Origin of the sequence: Pseudonocardia sp. Ae505_Ps2, assembly GCF_001932425.1 — a bacterium.
Classification (GTDB): domain Bacteria; phylum Actinomycetota; class Actinomycetes; order Mycobacteriales; family Pseudonocardiaceae; genus Pseudonocardia.
Genome location: NZ_MCIP01000001.1, coordinates 4,618,742 through 4,636,333, shown reverse-complemented (window position 1 = coordinate 4,636,333; position 17,592 = coordinate 4,618,742). Strand labels below are relative to the sequence as shown.

General features: G+C 74.6%; 17 protein-coding genes. 12 read left to right on the top strand and 5 right to left on the bottom strand.

The window, feature by feature from the left end; all coding sequences use genetic code 11:
- The first annotated feature begins 73 nt into the window (after window positions 1–73).
- Window positions 74–1,153 (top strand): AbrB family transcriptional regulator, encoded by a 1,080-nt coding sequence (locus Ae505Ps2_RS21750; protein ID WP_075306487.1) that lies wholly within the window; start codon window positions 74–76, stop codon window positions 1,151–1,153.
- A 7-nt stretch (window positions 1,154–1,160) separates the two neighbouring features.
- On the opposite strand, the gene Ae505Ps2_RS21745 is transcribed toward Ae505Ps2_RS21750, so the two are convergent.
- Entirely contained in the window at window positions 1,161–2,042 is an 882-nt protein-coding gene (locus tag Ae505Ps2_RS21745; RefSeq protein ID WP_075334252.1) for an ABC transporter substrate-binding protein, read from the bottom strand.
- Between the two features lie 54 nt (window positions 2,043–2,096).
- On the opposite strand from Ae505Ps2_RS21745, the gene pgm reads away from it, so the two are divergent.
- The 3 genes from pgm (at window position 2,097) to Ae505Ps2_RS21730 (ending at window position 5,272) form a co-directional block, all read left to right on the top strand.
- A complete protein-coding gene (pgm, locus tag Ae505Ps2_RS21740) occupies window positions 2,097–3,755 on the top strand; it encodes a phosphoglucomutase (alpha-D-glucose-1,6-bisphosphate-dependent) (RefSeq protein ID WP_075306491.1) in 1,659 nt (552 codons plus the stop codon).
- Complete coding sequence (gene ppgK / locus Ae505Ps2_RS21735) at window positions 3,752–4,501, top strand: polyphosphate--glucose phosphotransferase (RefSeq protein WP_075306493.1); 750 nt, start codon at window positions 3,752–3,754, stop codon at window positions 4,499–4,501. The genes pgm and ppgK overlap by 4 nt, the downstream gene beginning before the upstream one ends.
- Window positions 4,502–4,660: 159 nt before the next feature.
- The gene (locus Ae505Ps2_RS21730; protein ID WP_170917070.1) at window positions 4,661–5,272 is read left to right on the top strand and encodes a TetR/AcrR family transcriptional regulator; all 612 of its coding nucleotides are present in this window, start codon (window positions 4,661–4,663) and stop codon (window positions 5,270–5,272) included.
- 13 nt (window positions 5,273–5,285) lie between these two features.
- Here the strand turns inward: Ae505Ps2_RS21730 and Ae505Ps2_RS21725 are convergent, their stop codons facing one another.
- Entirely contained in the window at window positions 5,286–5,831 is a 546-nt protein-coding gene (locus Ae505Ps2_RS21725) for a dihydrofolate reductase family protein (RefSeq protein ID WP_075306496.1), read from the bottom strand.
- A gap of 74 nt (window positions 5,832–5,905) precedes the next feature.
- On the bottom strand, window positions 5,906–7,387 hold the full coding sequence (locus Ae505Ps2_RS21720) for a mannitol dehydrogenase family protein (RefSeq protein ID WP_075333405.1): 1,482 nt from the start codon (window positions 7,385–7,387) through the stop codon (window positions 5,906–5,908).
- Between the two features lie 207 nt (window positions 7,388–7,594).
- Here Ae505Ps2_RS21720 and Ae505Ps2_RS21715 point away from each other — a divergent pair, with 207 nt between their 5' ends.
- The 8 genes from Ae505Ps2_RS21715 (at window position 7,595) to Ae505Ps2_RS21680 (ending at window position 15,972) form a co-directional block, all read left to right on the top strand.
- Window positions 7,595–8,515, top strand: coding sequence for a TetR/AcrR family transcriptional regulator (locus Ae505Ps2_RS21715; RefSeq protein WP_020626422.1), 921 nt, complete (start codon window positions 7,595–7,597; stop codon window positions 8,513–8,515).
- Complete coding sequence (locus Ae505Ps2_RS21710; protein WP_020626421.1) at window positions 8,512–9,405, top strand: 3-keto-5-aminohexanoate cleavage protein; 894 nt, start codon at window positions 8,512–8,514, stop codon at window positions 9,403–9,405. Before Ae505Ps2_RS21715 ends, Ae505Ps2_RS21710 begins: the two co-directional genes overlap by 4 nt.
- 61 nt (window positions 9,406–9,466) lie before the next feature.
- Window positions 9,467–10,480 (top strand): 3-hydroxyacyl-CoA dehydrogenase NAD-binding domain-containing protein, encoded by a 1,014-nt coding sequence (locus Ae505Ps2_RS21705; RefSeq protein ID WP_283160357.1) that lies wholly within the window; start codon window positions 9,467–9,469, stop codon window positions 10,478–10,480.
- 5 nt (window positions 10,481–10,485) lie between these two features.
- The gene (locus Ae505Ps2_RS21700) at window positions 10,486–10,938 is read left to right on the top strand and encodes a thioesterase family protein (RefSeq protein WP_086002286.1); all 453 of its coding nucleotides are present in this window, start codon (window positions 10,486–10,488) and stop codon (window positions 10,936–10,938) included.
- Between the two features lie 51 nt (window positions 10,939–10,989).
- Entirely contained in the window at window positions 10,990–12,540 is a 1,551-nt protein-coding gene (locus tag Ae505Ps2_RS21695; RefSeq protein ID WP_075306504.1) for an ABC transporter substrate-binding protein, read from the top strand.
- Complete coding sequence (locus tag Ae505Ps2_RS21690) at window positions 12,537–13,511, top strand: ABC transporter permease (protein ID WP_020622743.1); 975 nt, start codon at window positions 12,537–12,539, stop codon at window positions 13,509–13,511. Before Ae505Ps2_RS21695 ends, Ae505Ps2_RS21690 begins: the two co-directional genes overlap by 4 nt.
- Window positions 13,508–14,398 carry an ABC transporter permease gene (locus tag Ae505Ps2_RS21685; protein ID WP_075333401.1) on the top strand — a complete coding sequence of 297 codons (891 nt, stop codon included), beginning with the start codon at window positions 13,508–13,510 and terminating at the stop codon, window positions 14,396–14,398. Before Ae505Ps2_RS21690 ends, Ae505Ps2_RS21685 begins: the two co-directional genes overlap by 4 nt.
- Window positions 14,395–15,972, top strand: a complete 1,578-nt coding sequence (locus tag Ae505Ps2_RS21680) for an ABC transporter ATP-binding protein (protein WP_075306508.1) — start codon at window positions 14,395–14,397, stop codon at window positions 15,970–15,972. The genes Ae505Ps2_RS21685 and Ae505Ps2_RS21680 overlap by 4 nt, the downstream gene beginning before the upstream one ends.
- 21 nt (window positions 15,973–15,993) lie before the next feature.
- Here Ae505Ps2_RS21680 and Ae505Ps2_RS21675 read toward each other — a convergent pair whose 3' ends face one another.
- Window positions 15,994–16,593: a malonic semialdehyde reductase gene (locus Ae505Ps2_RS21675; RefSeq protein ID WP_020622741.1), complete on the bottom strand. Its 600-nt coding sequence runs from the start codon at window positions 16,591–16,593 to the stop codon at window positions 15,994–15,996.
- A 93-nt stretch (window positions 16,594–16,686) separates the two neighbouring features.
- Entirely contained in the window at window positions 16,687–17,589 is a 903-nt protein-coding gene (locus tag Ae505Ps2_RS21670) for an aldose 1-epimerase family protein (protein WP_249265319.1), read from the bottom strand.
- Window positions 17,590–17,592: the final 3 nt, after the last annotated feature.

The following is a 17,592-nucleotide window of genomic DNA, read 5'->3' as shown; positions in this document are numbered from 1 at the left end:
CGACAACGATCGTGTCCGGACTCACCGCGACTCAGTACGTCCGTACCATTTAGGCTCGGGTCGTGATCCCACGGTGAGCTCCCGCCCGTCGCTGTCCGGATGGTGGCGCTGGCCGTTGCTCGCCGCCCTCACCGTGCTGGTGACCGCCGGGCTCGCCACGGTCGACGTGCCCTCCCCCGCCCTGTTCGCCGGGCTGCTGGTCGCGACCGTGCTCGCGCTGTCCGGGCTCGGCCCCACCCGGGTCGCCCGCCCGGCGACGTCGGCCGCCCAGGCGGTGATCGGTGTCGTCATCGGCCTGCTCGCCCGGCCGGACACCCTGGCGGCGGTGGCCGCGGAGTGGCTGCCGGTCCTGCTGATCAGCCTCGCGACGCTGCTGCTCAGCATGGGGTCCGGGCTGCTGATGGGGCTGCAGCGCGGGGTCACCCCGCTCACCGGGATGCTCGCGCAGACCGCGGGCGGCGCGTCCGGGCTGGTCGCGATCAGCCGCGAGCTCGGCGGCGACGAGCGCACCGTCGCCGTCATCCAGTACCTGCGGGTCGGTCTGGTCACCGCGACGATGCCGGTGGTCGCCGCGTTCGTCTACGGCGCCTCGCCCGGTGCCCCGGCCGCCGCGGGCACGGGCCCCGGCGCGCCGTGGTGGGTCGGGCTCGCGGCGACCGCGGTGTGCGTGGGCGTCGGCGTCCCGCTGGGGAAGGTCGCGCGGGTCCCCGCCGGGGCGCTGCTCGGGCCGATGGTGGTGGCGCTGGTGATCAGCCTGGCCGGGTTCTCCCTCGACGCGTCGGTGCCGCTCCCGATCGTCGACGTCGCCTACGCCGTCATCGGCTGGCAGGCCGGGCTGCGCTTCACCCGGGCCGCGCTCGGCACCGTCGCGCGGGTGCTGCCGCTGGCGACCGTCCTGATCCTGGGCGTCGTCGCGCTGTGCGCCCTGCTGGGGCTGCTGCTGTCCTCCCTCACCGGCATGACCCCGCTGGAGGGATACCTCGCGACCACCCCGGGCGGGATCTACGCGGTGCTGGCGACGGCGATCTCGTCCGGAGTGGACGTCACCTCGGTGGTCGCGGTGCAGGTGCTGCGGGTGATCCTGATGCTGCTCGTCGCACCGTGGACCGCGCGGATGGTCGGGCGGCGCCTGGGCCCGGGCACCAGGGAGTGAGGGCCGCTCAGCGGACCCGCGCGACCCGTCCCGGCGGCGGCGCCGGGACCGCGCCGGGGTGCAGCAGGGCCGCGACCGCCTCCACCCCGTCGACCAGGCGCGGACCGGCCCGCACGACGTAGGACGCCGAGTCGATCGCGTGCACCGGGACCCCCGCGGGCAGCCACGGCAGCGCCGCGCGGGCCTGGGCGAGCGCGTCGTCGAGCCCGAAGCCGCAGGGCGCGACAAGCACGGCGTCGCACGGAGGCAGGTCGGCCCGGTCGACCGCGGTGCTGCGCCCACCCGGGGCGGCGGCCACCGGGACACCGCCCGCCGCGGTGACCAGGTCGGGCACCCAGTGCCCCGGCAGGAACGGCGGGTCGGTCCACTCCAGCACCAGCACCCGCGGTGCCGGGCGGCCCCGCACCGCGGCGGCCACCGCGTCCAGGCGCGCCGACAGGCCCGCGACCAGCTCGGCGGCCCGGTCCGGCACCCCGGCCGCGGTGCCGACCGCGGTCACCACGTCGAGCACGTCGGCCAGCCGGTGCGGGTCCAGCGACAGCACCCGGGCCCGGGTACCCAGCTCGGCCTGCACCTGCGCGACGGTCGAGCCGGGTAGCGCGCACACCGCGCACAAGTCCTGGGTGAGGATCAGCTCCGGGTCGGCGGCGGCGAGGCGGGCGCGGTCCACCTCGTACAGCGGCAGCCCGGCCGCGGCCCGCTCGCGGACGACGGCGTCGATCTCCCCCGGCGACGCGGCGGTCGGCAGCGCGGTGTCCACGACCACCGGCACCCGGCCCCGCACCCCCGCCGGGTCGTCGCACTCGAAGGTGACGCCGACCAGGTCGGCGGCCAGGCCGAGCCGCCCGGCGATCTCGGTGCCGGCCGGGAGCAGCGACGCGATCCGCACACCGCGCAACGGTAGGCGGTGGCGTGCGCCGCGACGAGAGGGAAGGATCGCCGCATGACCGTGCACGAGCGCGCCGGGACCCCGGCCCGCCCCGAGGACCTCGTCGACGTCGACGCGCTGCTGGCCGCGTACGCCACGACCCACCCCGACCCGTCGGTCGACGTGCAGCGGGTCGCGTTCGGCACGTCCGGGCACCGCGGGTCGGCGTTCACCGCGACCTTCAACGACGACCACATCGCCGCCACCAGCCAGGCGATCGTCGAGTACCGGGCCGCCCAGGGCACCGACGGCCCGCTGTTCCTCGGCCGCGACAGCCACGCGCTGTCCGAGCCCGCCTGGCGCACCGCGGCCGAGGTGTTCGCGGCCAACGACGTCGACGTCGTCGTCGACTCCCGGGACGGGCTGACCCCGACCCCCGCGATCTCGCACGCGATCCTGGTCACCAATGCCGGGCGCGACGGCCGGCACCTGGCCGACGGCGTCGTCGTCACGCCCTCGCACAACCCGCCCGCCGACGGCGGCTTCAAGTACAACCCGCCCGACGGCGGCCCCGCGGGCACCGAGGCGACGACCTGGATCGCCGACCGGGCCAACCAGCTGCTGGAGAACGGCCTGAAGGAGGTGCGCCGCGCCGCCCGGTTCGACGCCGCGGCCGCGCACCGCTACGACTACCTCGGCACCTACGTCGACCAGCTCGACCAGGTCCTCGACATGGCCGCGATCCGCGACGCCGGGGTCACCATCGGCGCCGACCCGCTCGGCGGCGCCTCGGTCGACTACTGGGGCGCGATCGCGCAGCGCTGGGGCCTGGACCTCACCGTGGTCAACCCGGCCGTCGACCCGACGTTCGGGTTCATGGCCCTGGACTGGGACGGGAAGATCCGGATGGACTGCAGCTCGCCGTACGCGATGGCGTCGCTGCGGGCCCGGATGGAATCCGATCCGGCTCCCTTCACCATCGCCACCGGCAACGACGCCGACGCCGACCGGCACGGCATCGTCACCGCCGACGGCGGCCTGATGAACCCCAACCACTACCTCGCCGTGGCCATCGGCTACCTGTTCGCCCACCGCCCCGGCTGGCCCGCCGCCGCCGGGATCGGCAAGACCGCGGTCAGCTCGTCGATGATCGACCGGGTCGCCGGTGACCTCGGCCGGACGCTGGTCGAGGTGCCCGTCGGGTTCAAGTGGTTCGTGCCCGGCCTGCGCTCGGGCGAGATCGGCTTCGGCGGCGAGGAGAGCGCGGGCGCGTCGTTCCTGCGCCGGGACGGCTCGCCCTGGAGCACCGACAAGGACGGCCTGCTGCTCGCCCTGCTCGCCTCGGAGATCACCGCGGTCACCGGCTCGACCCCCAGCGAGCACTACGCCCGGCTGACCGAGCGGTTCGGCGCCCCCGCCTACGCCCGCACCGACGTCGCCTGCTCGCGGGAGGACAAGGCGGCGCTGTCGAAGCTGGACGCCGGCGCCGTCACCGCCACCGAGCTCGCCGGGGACGCGATCACCGCGAAGCTCACCCGCGCCCCGGGCAACGACGCCGCGATCGGCGGGCTGAAGGTCCTCACCGACACCGGCTGGTTCGCCGCCCGTCCCTCGGGCACCGAGGACGTCTACAAGGTCTACGCCGAGAGCTTCCGCGGGCCGGAGCACCTGGCACGCATCCAGGACGAGGCGCGCGGCGTCGTCTCGGCGGCCCTGGCAGGATCGGGCGCGTGAGCAGCAAGCACGCACTCGGGTTCGGCATCGACATCGGCGGCTCCGGCATCAAGGGCGCCCCGGTGGACCTGCACAAGGGCCGGCTGGCCGCGGAGCGGGTGCGGATCCCGACGCCGCAGCCGTCGACACCGGAGGCGGTCGCGGAGACCGTCACGCAGATCCTCGACGAGTTCGACTGGCGTCACTCCTTCGGCTGCACGTTCCCGGCGGTCGTCACGCACGGGGTGACCCGCACCGCCGCCAACGTGGACCGGGCCTGGGTCGACTGCGACGCGGCCGCGGTGCTGCGCCGGGTCACCGGCCGGCACGCGGTGCTGGTCAACGACGCCGACGCCGCGGGCGTCGCCGAGGCCGAGTTCGGCGCGGCCGCCGACCACCACCACGGGCTGGTGCTCGTCGTGACCCTCGGGACCGGCATCGGGTCGGCGCTGGTCAACCACGGGAAGCTGGTGCCCAACACCGAACTCGGGCACCTGGAACTCGACGGGTTCGACGCCGAGTCGCGCGCCGCCGACTCCGCCCGCGAGCGCGAGGACCTGGACTGGGAGCAGTGGGGCGGGCGGCTGCAGCGCTACTTCACCCACGTCGAGAACCTGCTGTGGCCGGACCTGATCGTCGTCGGCGGCGGGGTCAGCAAGAAGTTCGAGAAGTGGTCGCCCTACGTGCGGACCCGCACGAAGCTCGTCCCGGCCGGGCTGCTCAACGAGGCCGGGATCATCGGGGCAGCGCTGCTGGCGCACGGCTGACCCTCGTCCGGTGCCGGATTGCGTCGTGCAGTAGTTTGCGGTGCTCACGATCCTGCGAGCACACTGCAGTGACTGCACGACTGCACTCCCCGCTCGGGTCGAGGGTGCGAGCCGCGCGCCGGGACCAGCGGGAGAGGCGGGACGGGCATGATCGGCGACATGCTGACCGACCAGGAGGCACGCTGCCACGGGCTGCGGGAGCGCAAGAAGGTGCGGACCCGCCAGGCGCTGCGCGCCGCGGCACTGGAACGCGCCCGCACCCAGGGCCCGGACGCGTTCACCGTGGAGGAGATCTGCGCCGACGTCGACGTCGCGCCGCGCACGTTCTTCAACCACTTCCCGTCGAAGGACGCGGTGCTGTTCGACTGGGACGCCGCCTCCCTCGCCGAGCTCGCCACCGAGGTCCGCGCCCGGCCCGAGTCGTCCCCGCTCGGGGCCGCGACGGCGGTGCTCGCCGAGGTCGCCGAGGCGCTGACGACCAGCCCGACCTGGCACGGCCAGATGGAGCTGCTGCGCACCCACCCCGAGCTGCGCCCACGGATCGCCCACGTCGGACGGACCGTGGAGCAGACCGTCGCCGACGCGCTCGCCGAGCGCGACGGCACCGACACCCCCACCACGGCCCACCGGCTCGACGCGGCCGCCGCGATGGCGATCATGCAGGTCGCCGTCGCCGGCTGGCTGGCCGCCCCGGAGGGCCCGGCGGCCCGCCAGGTCTACGGCGACGTGCTGGCGGCCGCCCGGGAGTCCTTCGCGGCGCTGCCGGACTGAACGCGCCCCCGGCTCAGGCCGCCGGCGGCCCGTAGGTCAGCCGGACCACGCCGTTCTCGTAGGCCTCCGACTCGCGCAGCCGCAACGGCGCCCGGACGCCCTCGGCGAACAGCCGCAGCCCGGCCCCGAGCGACACCGGGTAGACGAACAGGTTGAGCGTGTCGACCAGGCCGTCGGCGAGCAACGCACGGACCAGGGTGACGCTGCCGGAGACGTAGATGCCGCCGCCGGTCGCGTCCTTGAGCTGCTGGATCCGCACCGGGTCGTACGGGCCGAGCACCCGGGCGTTCTCCCACTCCAGCGGGTCGGCCAGGGTCGAGGTGACGACGTGCTTGGGCGCGCCGTTGAAGAACGCCCCGCCGGACTCGACGTCGTGGCCGCGGGCCGACCAGGCCGGGTGGAACATCTCGTAGGTGGTGCGGCCGAGCAGGATCGCCGCGTCGGTCAGCCGGCCGATCGCCTCCCCCATCGCGTCGGGGAAGCCGTACTCGGCCGTCCACGACGGGTCGGACACGACCCCGTCGAGGCTGATGAACTCGTGCACGTCGATGGTGCCCACTGTGGTCTCCCGGGGTCCGGTACGGAGGTGTCGGGGGTAGGACCGCGGCCCGGCCCCGAGCTCATCGGCTCGACTCAGGCCAGGTCCGCGACGGTGGACGCCGCGCCGCGTGACCACAGCGACTCCAGCGCGGCCCGGAACGCGCCCGCGAACCGCTCGTCGGAGCCGAGGTCGCCGAACACCCCGCGGTGGGACAGGAACGACCCCGGGGTGTCCCGTTCGGCGCGGGCCAGCGCGGTCATCTCCTCGGCGAGACGGTCCTGCTGGGGGATCTCGCGGCCCTGCTCGTCGGTGCCCTCGGCGTAGCGGCACCACCCGGCGACGACGGCCGCCGCCCGCGCGACCGGCCCGCCCGCGGCCAGCTGCTCGCGCACCACCGGCAACAGGAAGATCGAGATCCGGTCGGAGCTGCCGTAGTTGATCCGCATCAGCGTGTCGGCGACACCCGGGTTCGCGAAGCGTTCCAGCAGGGTGTCCTTGTAGGCGTCGAGGTCGATGCCGGGCACCGGGCGCAGCGTCGGGGTGGCCTCGTCGTCCATGTAGGACCGCAGGAACGCCGCGAACGTCGGGTCCTGGGCGACCTCGTGCACGTAGCGGTGCCCGGCGAGGTAGCCGAGGTAGCCGAGCGCCTGGTGGGTGGCGTTGAGCAGGCGCAGCTTCATGAACTCGTAGGGGACGACGTCGTCGACGAGCTGGACCCCGACCCGCTCGAACTCCGGGCGGCCCGCGGCGAAGTGGTCCTCGAGCACCCACTGGGTGAACGGCTCGCACACGACCGGCCAGCCGTCGCGCAGCTCGAAGCGCTCGGCGAGGGCCTCGCGGTCGGTGTCGGCGGTGGCCGGGGTGATCCGGTCGACCATCGAGTTCGGGAAGGTGACCGACTCCGCGACCCAGGCGCCCAGCCCGGCGTCGCGGAGCTGGGCGACACCGGTGAACACCCGGCGGGCGACGTCGCCGTTGCCCTGCATGTTGTCGCAGCTCATGACCGTGAGCGGGCCGGTGCCGCGCTCCCGGCGACGCGCCAGCGCCTCGACGACCAGCCCGAACGCCCCGGTCGGGGCGGAGCCGGCGGCCATCGCGTCCAGGTCGGCGCGAATGCCGGGGAAGTCCGGGTCGAACTCGCCGGTCTTCTGGTCGATCGCGTAGCCGCCCTCGGTGATCGTCAGCGAGACGATCCGGGTGTCGGGGTGGGCGATCCGCTCGATGACGGCGTCGGGGTCGTCGGGGGCGTAGAGGTAGTCGACCAGCGACCCGACCACCCGGGGCGTCAGCGTCCCGTCGGCCTCCTTCAGCACGAGCGTGTACAGCCCGTCCTGGGCGGCCAGCACGTCACGCATCCGGTCGTCGGCGGTGAGCACGCCGACCCCGCAGATCCCCCACTCCGGCGCCCCGCCGGAGGCGAGCAACGCGTCGACGTACATCGCGAGGTGCGCGCGGTGGAACCCACCGACGCCGATGTGGACGATCCCGCGCCCCACGGCGGCCCGGTCGTAGCCGGGGACCTCCACGCCCTCGATCCCGTCGGCCCAGATCCCGGTCTCGTCCAGCGAACGCATGGTCCCCCTTGCCACGTCCCCCGCGCCCCACGGCGCCGTCGGGTGAGACGCCGACCCTACCGCTCGCACCGTGCCGCGCAAGCGCTTCCGCGAGAAGCCCCGCGAACTGGTCCTGCAACCGGTAACGCCTACGAAACAACGTCGTACGCTGCGACGATCAGAGATCAGTACTTGCGCATATCGCAAGTCAGGGCCTACGGTCGCCCGGTGACCGACCCCCGTACCACCCGGACCGCCGAGGACGCGGTCGCCGGACGGGTGCGCGCCCTGCTCGAGCGCGACGGCTGGACCCAGCGCCGGTTCGCGGCCGCGATCGGGCTGGAGGAGACCAAGCTGTCGAAGTCCCTCGCCGGACGTCGCCGCTTCGCCGCCGACGAGCTCGTCCGCATCGCCGAGGTCACCGGCGAGACGGTCGCGCGGCTGCTGCACGGCCGCGACGGCGCCCGGGCCAGGACCGCGGTCCCCACCGGGGCCGCCGCCGCGGCGGCCGAGCCCGACACCGGACGCGAGCCCGGCGGGGCCCACGGCACCCGTGGCCGGATCCTCGACGCGGCCTGGGAGCTGATCGCCGACCACGGTTACCACCGGGTCCGCACCGCCGACGTCGCGCGGGCGGCGGGGACCAGCCCGGCGGCGATCCACTACCACTTCCCCACCCGCTCGGAGCTGCTCGACTCCGCGCTGCGGCACAACGTGCGCCTCGCCTTCGACCGCCAGGTCGCCGAGCTCGACACGATCGCCCACCCGCACGAGCGGCTGCTGCGGCTGATCGACCTGCAGCTCCCCGACGGCGCCCTGCTGCGCCGCGAGTGGTCGATCTGGATCCAGGTGTGGGCGGAGTCGGCGATCGACCCGGCCCGGCGCGCGCTGTACTGGGACGCCTACGACCGCTGGTACCGCAGCATCGCCATGACGATCGCCGAGGGCGCCGCGGCCGGGGTGTTCGTGTCCGGCCGCACCGAGGCCCTGGCCGACCAGCTCACCGCGCTGATCGACGGGCTCGGCATCCAGGTGCTGGCGATGACCCCACGGGCCGGGACCGACCGGATGCGCGCCCTGCTGCACGACTTCATCGACCGGGCCGTGCTCGCGGCGCCGGCAGGCACGGAACGAACGGAGATCGGATGAACCGTGACGTCATCATCACCTGCGCGGTGACCGGGGCCGGCGACACGGTGGGCCGCAGCCCGCACGTGCCCGTCACCCCGGCCGCGATCGCCGCGGACGCGATCGCCGCGGCCCGGGCCGGGGCCGCCGTGGTGCACATCCACGTGCGCGACCCGGAGACCGGGAGCCCGTCGCGGGCGGTGGAGCTCTACCGCGAGACCGTGACCCGCATCCGGGACTCCGGCGTCGACGTCGTGCTGAACCTGACCGCCGGCATGGGCGGCGACCTGGTGATCGACGCCGACGACCCGCTCAAGCCGATCGACGGCACGGACCTCGTCAACGCCCTGGAGCGGCTCCCGCACGTCGAGGAGCTGCTGCCCGACATCTGCACGCTGGACTGCGGCTCGCTGAACTTCGGGGAGGGCAACCAGCTCTACGTCTCCACCCCGGACATGCTGCGCACCGGGGCCAGGCGGGTGCAGGAGCTCGGGGTGAAGCCCGAGCTGGAGATCTTCGACACCGGACAGCTGTGGTTCGCCACCGTCCTGGTCGAGGAGGGTCTGATCGACGCCCCGGCGCTGTTCCAGCTGTGCATGGGCATCCCCTACGGCGCCCCGGCCGACCCGGGTGTGCTGGCGGCGGAGGTGAACCTGCTGCCCGAGGGCGCCAACTTCGCGTCGTTCGCGATCGGGCGCGACCAGCTGCCGTGGGTGGCGCAGTCGGTGCTGGCCGGCGGGCACGCCCGCGTCGGGCTGGAGGACAACCTCTACCTCTCCCGCGGGGTGAAGGCGACCAACGAGCAGCTGACCGAGCGCGCGGTGGAGATCGTGCAGAACCTCGGCGCGAGCGTCGCGACGCCGGACCGCGCCCGCGCGATCCTCGGCCTGAAGGAGCGCGCCGGTGTCTGAGCCCGAGACAGAGTCCGTGTCCGTCACCGAGTCCGAGCCCGACCTCCGGCCCGTCTCCGCGATCCGGACCGTCGCCTGCATCGGCGCCGGAGTGATCGGCGCGGGCTGGGCGGCGTACTTCCTGGCCCGCGGGCTGCGGGTCCGGGCCTGGGACCCCGCCCCGGACGCCGAGGAGACGCTGCGCCGCGTGGTCGACGCCGCCTGGCCGGCGCTCACCGAGCTGGGGCTGGCCGAGGGCGCCGACCGGGACGCGCTGACGATGTTCCCGACCGCGGCCGAGGCCGTCGCGGGCGCGGACTTCGTGCAGGAGAGCGCCCCGGAGGACCTGACGCTCAAGCGCTCCCTGCTGGCCGAGCTGGCCGACGCCGCGGTGGCGGCCGGTCCGGACGTGGTGGTGGCGTCGTCGACCTCGGGGTTCCCGATGACCGACATGGCGACGACCGCGGCGCACCCGGACCGGCTCGTCGTCGGGCACCCGTTCAACCCGCCCTACCTGATCCCGCTGGTCGAGGTCGTCGGCGGGGAGCGGACCGCGGCCTGGGCGGCGTCGCGGGCCGCGGACTTCTACCGGCACATCGGCAAGTCGGTGATCGAGATGGAACGGGAGCTGCCCGGCTTCATCGCGAACCGCCTGCAGGAGGCGATCTGGCGCGAGGCGCTGCACATGGTCGCCGCGGGCGAGGCCACCCCCGAGGAGATCGACCGCTCGATCACCGACGGCCCGGGGCTGCGCTGGCCGGTGCACGGGCCCTGCCTGACCTTCCACCTGGCCGGGGGCCGGGGCGGGATGGCGCACATGCTGGACCACTTCGGACCGTCGCTGAAGGCGCCGTGGACACGCCTGGAGGCCCCGGAGCTCACCCGGGAGCTGCGCGACGACATGGTCGCCGGCGCCGAGGTCTCCGCGGGTGGGCGACCGATGGCCGAGCTGGTGGCCGAGCGCGACCGGGCGGTGATCGCGGTCCGCCGGGCCGTGGCCGCGGCCCGGCAGACCACTGTGCAGACCACCGGGCAGACCACCGGGCAGACCACCGGGCAGACCACCGGGCAGACCGCCGGGGAGACCGCCCGGTGAGCGCGCTGCCGGCGCACCGCGACGTCGTCCGCCCCGAGTGGATCGACTACAACGGCCACCTGTCCGAGCCCTACTACGTGCTGGTGTTCGGCGACGCGACGACGGCGCTGATGGAACACACCGGGATGGACGCCGGCTACCGGGACACGACCGGCTGCTCGCTCTACACCGTCGAGGCGCACGTGCGGTACCTGCGCGAGATCGGCGCGGACGCGGAGCTGGAGGTCACGACCCGGGTGCTCGGCCGCGACGCGAAACGGCTGCGGCTCTGGCACGAGCTGCGCACCGCGGGCCGGCTCTGTGCCACCGAGGAGCTGATGTGTCTGCACGTCGGCCCGGGCGGCACCGCGCCGTTCCCGGACGGCGTCGCCGCCGACCTCGACGCGCTGGTCACCGGCGACCCCGTACCCGAGCACGCCGGACGTGCGGTGCAGGAGGTGACCCGGCCCCCGACCTGACCCGCGACCGCGGCCCCGCACCTGCGGGGCCCTCCCCGAGGAGACAGCTCGATGACCAGCCCGACCCTGACGTCGCTGTCCCGGCGACGCCTGCTGGGCGGCGCGGCGGGACTCGCCGCGGCGGCCGTGCTCGCCGGCTGCGGCGGCCCCGCCGCGGCCCGCGACGCCGGTCCCCCGCGCCGCGGCGGCGTCCTGCGGGTGGGGGTGACCGGCGGCGGATCGTCGGACACCCTGGACCCGCACAGCCCCGCCACGAACCCCGACATCGCCCGCACGCTCAGCCTCTACGAGCCGCTGCTGCACTGGGACGACGCCTACACCCTGCAGCCCGCGGTCGCCGAGTCGGTGACGGCGGAGCCCGGGGCACGGGCCTGGACCGCGGTCATCCGCGCCGGCATCACCTTCCACGACGGCCGTCCGGTCACCCCGGACGACGTCGTCGCCACCTTCGCGCGGATCACCGACCCGTCCGACCCGAAGTCCGGGGCGTCGCAGTTCGGGATCCTCGACGACGTCGTCGTCGCCTCCGACCGGTCGGTGCGGTTCGTGCTGTCCGAGCCGTCCCCGATCTTCGACCAGTACCTGGCCGAGTACTCGTGCGGGATCGTCCCGGCCGACTTCTCGCTGGACAGGCCGGTCGGCACCGGGGCGTTCCGGTTCGCCTCGTTCACCCCCGGCCAGCAGAGCGCCTTCGTCCGCCACGACGGCTACTGGCGCCCGGACCAGCCCTACGTCGACCGCCTCGAGCTGATCAACTTCTCCGAGGACGACGCCCGGATCAACGCCCTGCTCTCCGGGCAGGTCGATGCGATCGACCAGGTCCCGCTGTCGCTGACCGAGGTGGTCGGCTCCTACGACTCGGTGCGGCTGCTGACCTCGGAGACCGGGTCGTGGCTGCCGTTCACCATGCGCGTCGACGTCGCCCCGTTCGACGACGTCCGGGTCCGCCAGGCGCTGCGTCTGGTCACCGGCCGCGGCGAGCTGGTCAACCAGGTGCTGTCCGGGCAGGGCGCCGCCGGCGTCGACCTCTACGCCCGCTTCGACCCGGACTACCTCGACCCGTCCCGCGAGCAGGACCTCGCCCGGGCCCGCGACCTGCTCGCCGCGGCCGGGAAGCCGAACCTCGCGGTGGAGCTGGTGACCTCCCCGATCCAGGCCGGCACCGTCGAGGCCGCGCAGGTGTTCGCCACCCAGGCCCGCGGCGCCGGGATCGACGTCGGGCTGCGCCGGGTCGACACCTCCACGTTCTTCTCCGACCAGTACCTGCAGTGGGAGTTCGCGCAGAGCTTCTGGAACACCCGCAACTACCTGCCGCAGGCCTCGCAGTCCTCGATGCCCGACGCACCGTTCAACGAGACGCACTGGACCGACGCGCAGTACCAGGGCCTGGTCCGCCGGGCCCGGTCCGAGCTGGACGCCGGGCGGCGGGCCCAGCTGGTGCGCGCGGCGCAGCGGATCGAGTTCGACCGCGGCGGCTACCTGATCTGGGGCTTCCCGGACCGGGTGGACGCCCACCAGGCCTACGTCGGCGGGCTCGTCCCGAACCGCACCGGGCTGTCCCTGTCCGGCTACGAGTTCCGGAAGGCGTGGGTGGACGCATGAGCCCGCTCGTCCGCATGATCCTGCGGCGCCTCGCGCTGTCGGTGCTGATCCTGCTCGTCGTGTCGGTGCTGATCTTCGCCGCGACGCTGCTGCTGCCCGGCGACCCCGCCCGGGCCATCCTCGGCCAGCAGGCCACCCCGGAACGGGTGGCGGCGCTGACCGCGCAGCTGGGCCTCGACCGGCCCGCGCCCGAGCGCTACCTCACCTGGCTGGGCGGTGTCCTGACCGGCGACCTCGGCTTCTCCGCCGCCACCGGCGGCCCGGTGTCGGAGCTGCTCGGAGACCGGATCGGGGCCTCGGCGCTGCTGCTGGTGCTGACCGCGCTCGTCTCCACCCCGGTCGCGCTCGCGCTGGGCGCGCGGGCCGCGGTCCGGCGCGGCACCCGGACCGACTCCGCGGTGTCCGGGGCCTCGCTGGTGCTGGCCGCGCTGCCGGAGTTCGTCATCGGCGTGCTGCTGGTCGTGCTGTTCGCGACCTCGGTGCTGCGGATCCTGCCGTCGGTGACGATCGCCCGGCCGGGCGAGCCGGTGTGGGCGCGACCCGAGCAGCTGGTGCTGCCGGTCGTGACGCTGGCACTGGTGGTGATCCCCTACGTGGTGCGGATGACCCGCGCGACGCTGTCGGAGACCCTCGACGCCGGCTACGTCGAGATGGCCCGGCTCAAGGGGCTGCCCGAGCGCACCGTGCTGTTCCGGCACGCCGTGCCGCACACGATCGGCCCGGTCGCCCAGGTGATCGCCCTGCAGCTGGCCTGGCTGGCCGGGGGCGTGGTCGTCGTCGAGTTCCTGTTCCGCTACCCCGGGATCGGGCAGGCGCTGATCGACGCCGTCGCCAACCGGGACGTGCAGGTCGTGCAGGCGATCACCCTCGTCATCGCGGCGTTCTACGTCGTGGTGAACCTCGCCGCGGACGTCGCCGGGATCCTGGCCGACCCGCGGATCCGGCACTCCTCGACCGGAGGTCCCGCATGACCGCCCCGTCCACCCCGTCCACCCCGTCCGCGCCCTCCGCGCCGTCCGGCCTGCTGCGCCGCACCTTCCGCCGCCGGCAAGCGCGGATCGGAGCCGTCCTCACCGTCCTGGTCGTCGCGGTCGCGCTGCTCGGCCCGCTCGTCGGGCCGCTGCTGACCGGCTACGGCGTCGACGACTTCGCCGGGCGGCCGTTCCGCGCCGAGGGCATCGCCGGCACCGACGACCTGGGCCGCGACGTGTTCACCCGGTTCCTCGCCGGCGGCGGACCGGTGCTGCTCTACGCGCTGGCCGCGACCGCGATCGGCGTCGTCGGCGGGACGGCGCTGGGCATGCTCGCCGGCTACTCCGGCACCACCGGCAGCCGGCTGGACACGCTGATCATGCGGGGCGGCGACGTGCTGCTGTCGTTCCCGCAGCTGGTGCTGGCACTGCTCGCGGTCGCCGTGCTCGGCTCGTCGGGCTGGCTGCTGGTGCTGGTCATCGGCATCACCCACGTCCCGCGGGTCGCGCGCGTCGCCCGGCAGGCGACGCTCTCGGTCGCCGGGCAGGACTACGTGCAGGCCGCCCGGATGTACGGGATGCCCCGGCGACGGATCCTCGCCACCGAGGTCCTGCCCAACATCACCGGCCCGCTGATGGTCGAGCTCGGCCTGCGGCTGACCTACTCGATCGGCTACGTGGCGTCGCTGTCGTTCCTGGGACTGGGGGTGCAGCCGCCGGCGTCGGACTGGGGGCTGCAGATCAACGAGAACCGGATCGCGCTGATCGTCACGCCGTGGGGGGTGCTGCTGCCGGTGCTCGCGATCGCGGTCCTCACCGTCGGCACGAACATGATCACCGATGCGCTGGCGAAGGAGTCCGCGGACACGACGGGGGGCGGGGCATGAGCCGGACACCGACGATCGAGTGCACGGGGCTGCGGGTCGCGACGACCCACGGCCGCGAGGTGCTGCACGGCGTGGACTGGGCCGTCGCACCGGGCGAGATCCTGGCCCTGGTCGGCGAGTCCGGGTCGGGCAAGACCACCGCGGCGCTGGCCGCGCTCGGCCACTTCCGCGCCGGGCTGACCCACACCGGCGGGACGATGCGCTTCGCCGGGCACACCGAGTCCCACGACGACCTGCTCACGCTGCCCGCGGCGACGCTGCGCGGGGTCCGGGGCCGGCTGGTCTCCTACGTGCCGCAGGACCCGGCGCTGTCGCTGAACCCGGTGCTGCGCATCGGGCCGCAGGTCGCGGAGGTCCTCACCGCACACGGCTGGGAGGGTGACGTGGCCGCCCGGGTGCGGGAGGTGCTGACCGACGTCGGGCTGCCCGGCGACGACGCCTTCGCCGACCGCTACCCGCACCAGCTCTCCGGCGGACAGCAGCAGCGGGTCGGGATCGCGGCGGCGTTCGTGCACCGGCCCGACGTGGTGGTGCTCGACGAGCCGACGACCGGGCTGGACGTCACCACCCAGGACCTGGTGCTCGACACCGTGCGGGAGCTGGTGACCCGTTCCGGGACCGCCGCGCTCTACATCACCCACGACCTCGCCGTCGTCGCCGGGCTGGCCGACCGGGTCGCGGTCATGCAGGCCGGCGAGGTCGTCGAGACCGGAACCGTGCGCGCGGTGCTCACCGCGCCGGAGCACCCCTACACCCGGGCGCTGATCGCGGCGGTGCCGGACCTGCACCGGCAGACCGGGCGGGAGCCGGCACCGGCCGGTGAGCCGGTGCTGCGGGTGCGCGGTGCCGGGAAGCGCTACGGCGACCGCCCCGTGCTCGACGGCGTCGACCTGGAGCTGGCCGCCGGGGAGTGCCTGATGCTGCTGGGCGAGTCCGGGTCGGGGAAGACGACGCTGGCCCGTGGCCTGTCCGGGCTGCTGCCGCTCGACGCGGGCGAGCTGAGCCTGCACGGCGAGGCGCTCGCCACCCCGCGCAGCTACGCCCAGCTGCGCAGCGTGCAGTACGTGTTCCAGAGCCCGTTCGCGTCGCTGAACCCGCGGCGCACCGTCGCGAGCTCACTGGAGGTGCCGCTGCGGCACCTCACCGACCTCGACGCCGACGCCCGCCGGGACCGGGTGCTGCACATGCTGCGCCAGGTGCGGCTCGACGAGTCCTTCGCCCACCGCTACCCGGGCGGGCTGTCCGGCGGTGAGCGTCAGCGCGCGGCGATCGCCCGCGCCCTGGTCACCGCCCCGGACGTGCTGGTGTGCGACGAGGTCACCTCCGCGCTGGACGTCTCGGTGCAGGCCTCGATCGTCGAGCTGCTGGCGACGGTCCGCCGCGAGCTGGGCACCGCGATGCTGTTCGTGACGCACAACATCGCCCTCGCCCGGGAGGTCGCGGACCGGATCGCGGTGCTGCAGCAGGGCCGCATCGTCGAGCAGGGCACGGTGGACGAGGTCCTCACCGACCCGCAGCACGACTACACCCGCACCCTGCTGCAGCACACACCCTCGATGACGGCCGCACGGTGACGGCAGTGCGGGCGCGCCCGCTCAGGCGAAGTCGAGGACCTGCTCGGCCTCGAGGCGCGGCAGCCGCGGGTGCCAGGCGTCCGGGCCGGGGTGGCCCAGGTTGACCACCAGCAACGCGCGGTGCCGGCCGCCGGGGAAGAACTCCTCGGTGACGGCGTCGGCGTCGAAGCCGGCCATCGGCCCGGTCGCGAGACCGTGGGCGCGGGCCGCGAGCAGGAGGTAGCCGATCTGCAGCGACGCGTTGAACCGGGCCATCGGCTCGCGGCCCTCGCGACCCTGGGACTCCAGGCCCTCGCGGAAGCCGGGCTTGACCGGGAACGTGGTGTCCGAGTGCTCGTGGAAGTCCAGGTCTGCGGCCAGGATCGCGACGACCGGGGCGGCCTGGGACTTGGCCCGGTTGCCCTCGGCGAGCAGCGGCACCAGACGGGCCTTGCCCTCGTCGCTGCGGACGAACGTCACGCGCAGCGGCTGGGTGTTGGCCGCGGTCGGCGGCCACTGCGCCAGGTCCCACACCGCACGGAGCGTCTCGTCGCTGACGGGCTCGTCGGTGAAGGTGTTGGCGGTGCGGGCCTCGGTGAACAGCGCGGCGCGGCCGGCCTCGTCGAGACGGGGCAGGAGCACCGGGGAAGCGGTCTCAGCAGTCACGAAACGTAGAGCGTTCAACGACTTCGCCCGCATTCCCCGTTGCGCCGTGACACGAGTCACGTGCCGCGGTCACCCGGTGGCGTGGACGCCCCAGCGCAGCACCTGCGTCTCGCCAGGGACCAGCTCGATCAGGTCGGTGCCCGAGTTCAGCGCGTCCGGCGGGCAGGTCATCGGCTCGACCGCGATCGCCCGCGACGGCGTGACGACCCCGTCCGGGCCCTGGCGCGGGAAGTCCGACGGGGTGAAGACCTGCACCCAGCCGAACGCCGCGTCGGCCCACAGCTCGGTGCCCCCGCCGTCGCGGGCCCCGACGCGGTGCCGGACCCGGCCGTCGGCTCCGCCGTCCGGGCCGTCGCCGGGCGTGCAGCCGCCGAACGCGCCGTCCAGGACGAGGCCGGCGAGCTTGGTGCGGGAGATCGGGGCGGGCAGCGGCGCCGGCGGGCCGTCGGGCAGCTGCTCGCGCAGCGGCAGCTCGGTCCGCGCGGACAGGGTGAGCTCCAGCTCGTCGGTCGGGACGTCACCGACCCGCAGGTACGGGTGGAACCCCAGGCCGAACGGGACGGTCGCGTCCCCGAGGTTCTCCACCTCGGTGGTGACGGTGAGCCCGTCGCGGCCGACGGCGTAGGTCACCGTGAGCCGTACCGGCTGCGGCCAGCCGGGCTGCACCGGCGCGACGGCGGTCAGGGTGATCCGGTCGCCCGCCCGCTCCACCGGTGTCCGCGGCACGTGCCGCAGCAGGCCGTGGATGGCGTTGCCGGCGTCGGGCTCGGTCAGCGCGAGCCGGTGACGGGTCCCGCGGTGGGTCCAGACACCGCCGCGGACCCGGTTCGGCCAGGGCGCGAGCACCGCCCCGGAGCCCTTCGGCGGGCGTGCCGTGGGCGGGTGCGGCTCGGTCCGGACCCGGCCGCCCTGGGGGAACCCGGCCAGCGCCGCCCCGACCTCGTCGACCTCGGCCCGGGAGTCGCCGCTCACGAT

Bases quoted from the DNA above. Each gene is read 5' to 3' on its own strand.
- pgm (WP_075306491.1), top strand. From the start codon at position 2,097: ATGACCGTGCACGAGCGCGCCGGGACCCCGGCCCGCCCCGAGGACCTC.
- Ae505Ps2_RS21695 (WP_075306504.1), top strand. From the start codon at position 10,990: ATGACCAGCCCGACCCTGACGTCGCTGTCCCGGCGACGCCTGCTGGGC.
- Ae505Ps2_RS21685 (WP_075333401.1), top strand. From the start codon at position 13,508: ATGACCGCCCCGTCCACCCCGTCCACCCCGTCCGCGCCCTCCGCGCCG.
- Ae505Ps2_RS21680 (WP_075306508.1), top strand. From the start codon at position 14,395: ATGAGCCGGACACCGACGATCGAGTGCACGGGGCTGCGGGTCGCGACG.
- Ae505Ps2_RS21720 (WP_075333405.1), bottom strand. From the start codon at position 7,387: ATGCGTTCGCTGGACGAGACCGGGATCTGGGCCGACGGGATCGAGGGC.
- Ae505Ps2_RS21730 (WP_170917070.1), top strand. From the start codon at position 4,661: ATGCTGACCGACCAGGAGGCACGCTGCCACGGGCTGCGGGAGCGCAAG.
- Ae505Ps2_RS21710 (WP_020626421.1), top strand. From the start codon at position 8,512: ATGAACCGTGACGTCATCATCACCTGCGCGGTGACCGGGGCCGGCGAC.
- Ae505Ps2_RS21690 (WP_020622743.1), top strand. From the start codon at position 12,537: ATGAGCCCGCTCGTCCGCATGATCCTGCGGCGCCTCGCGCTGTCGGTG.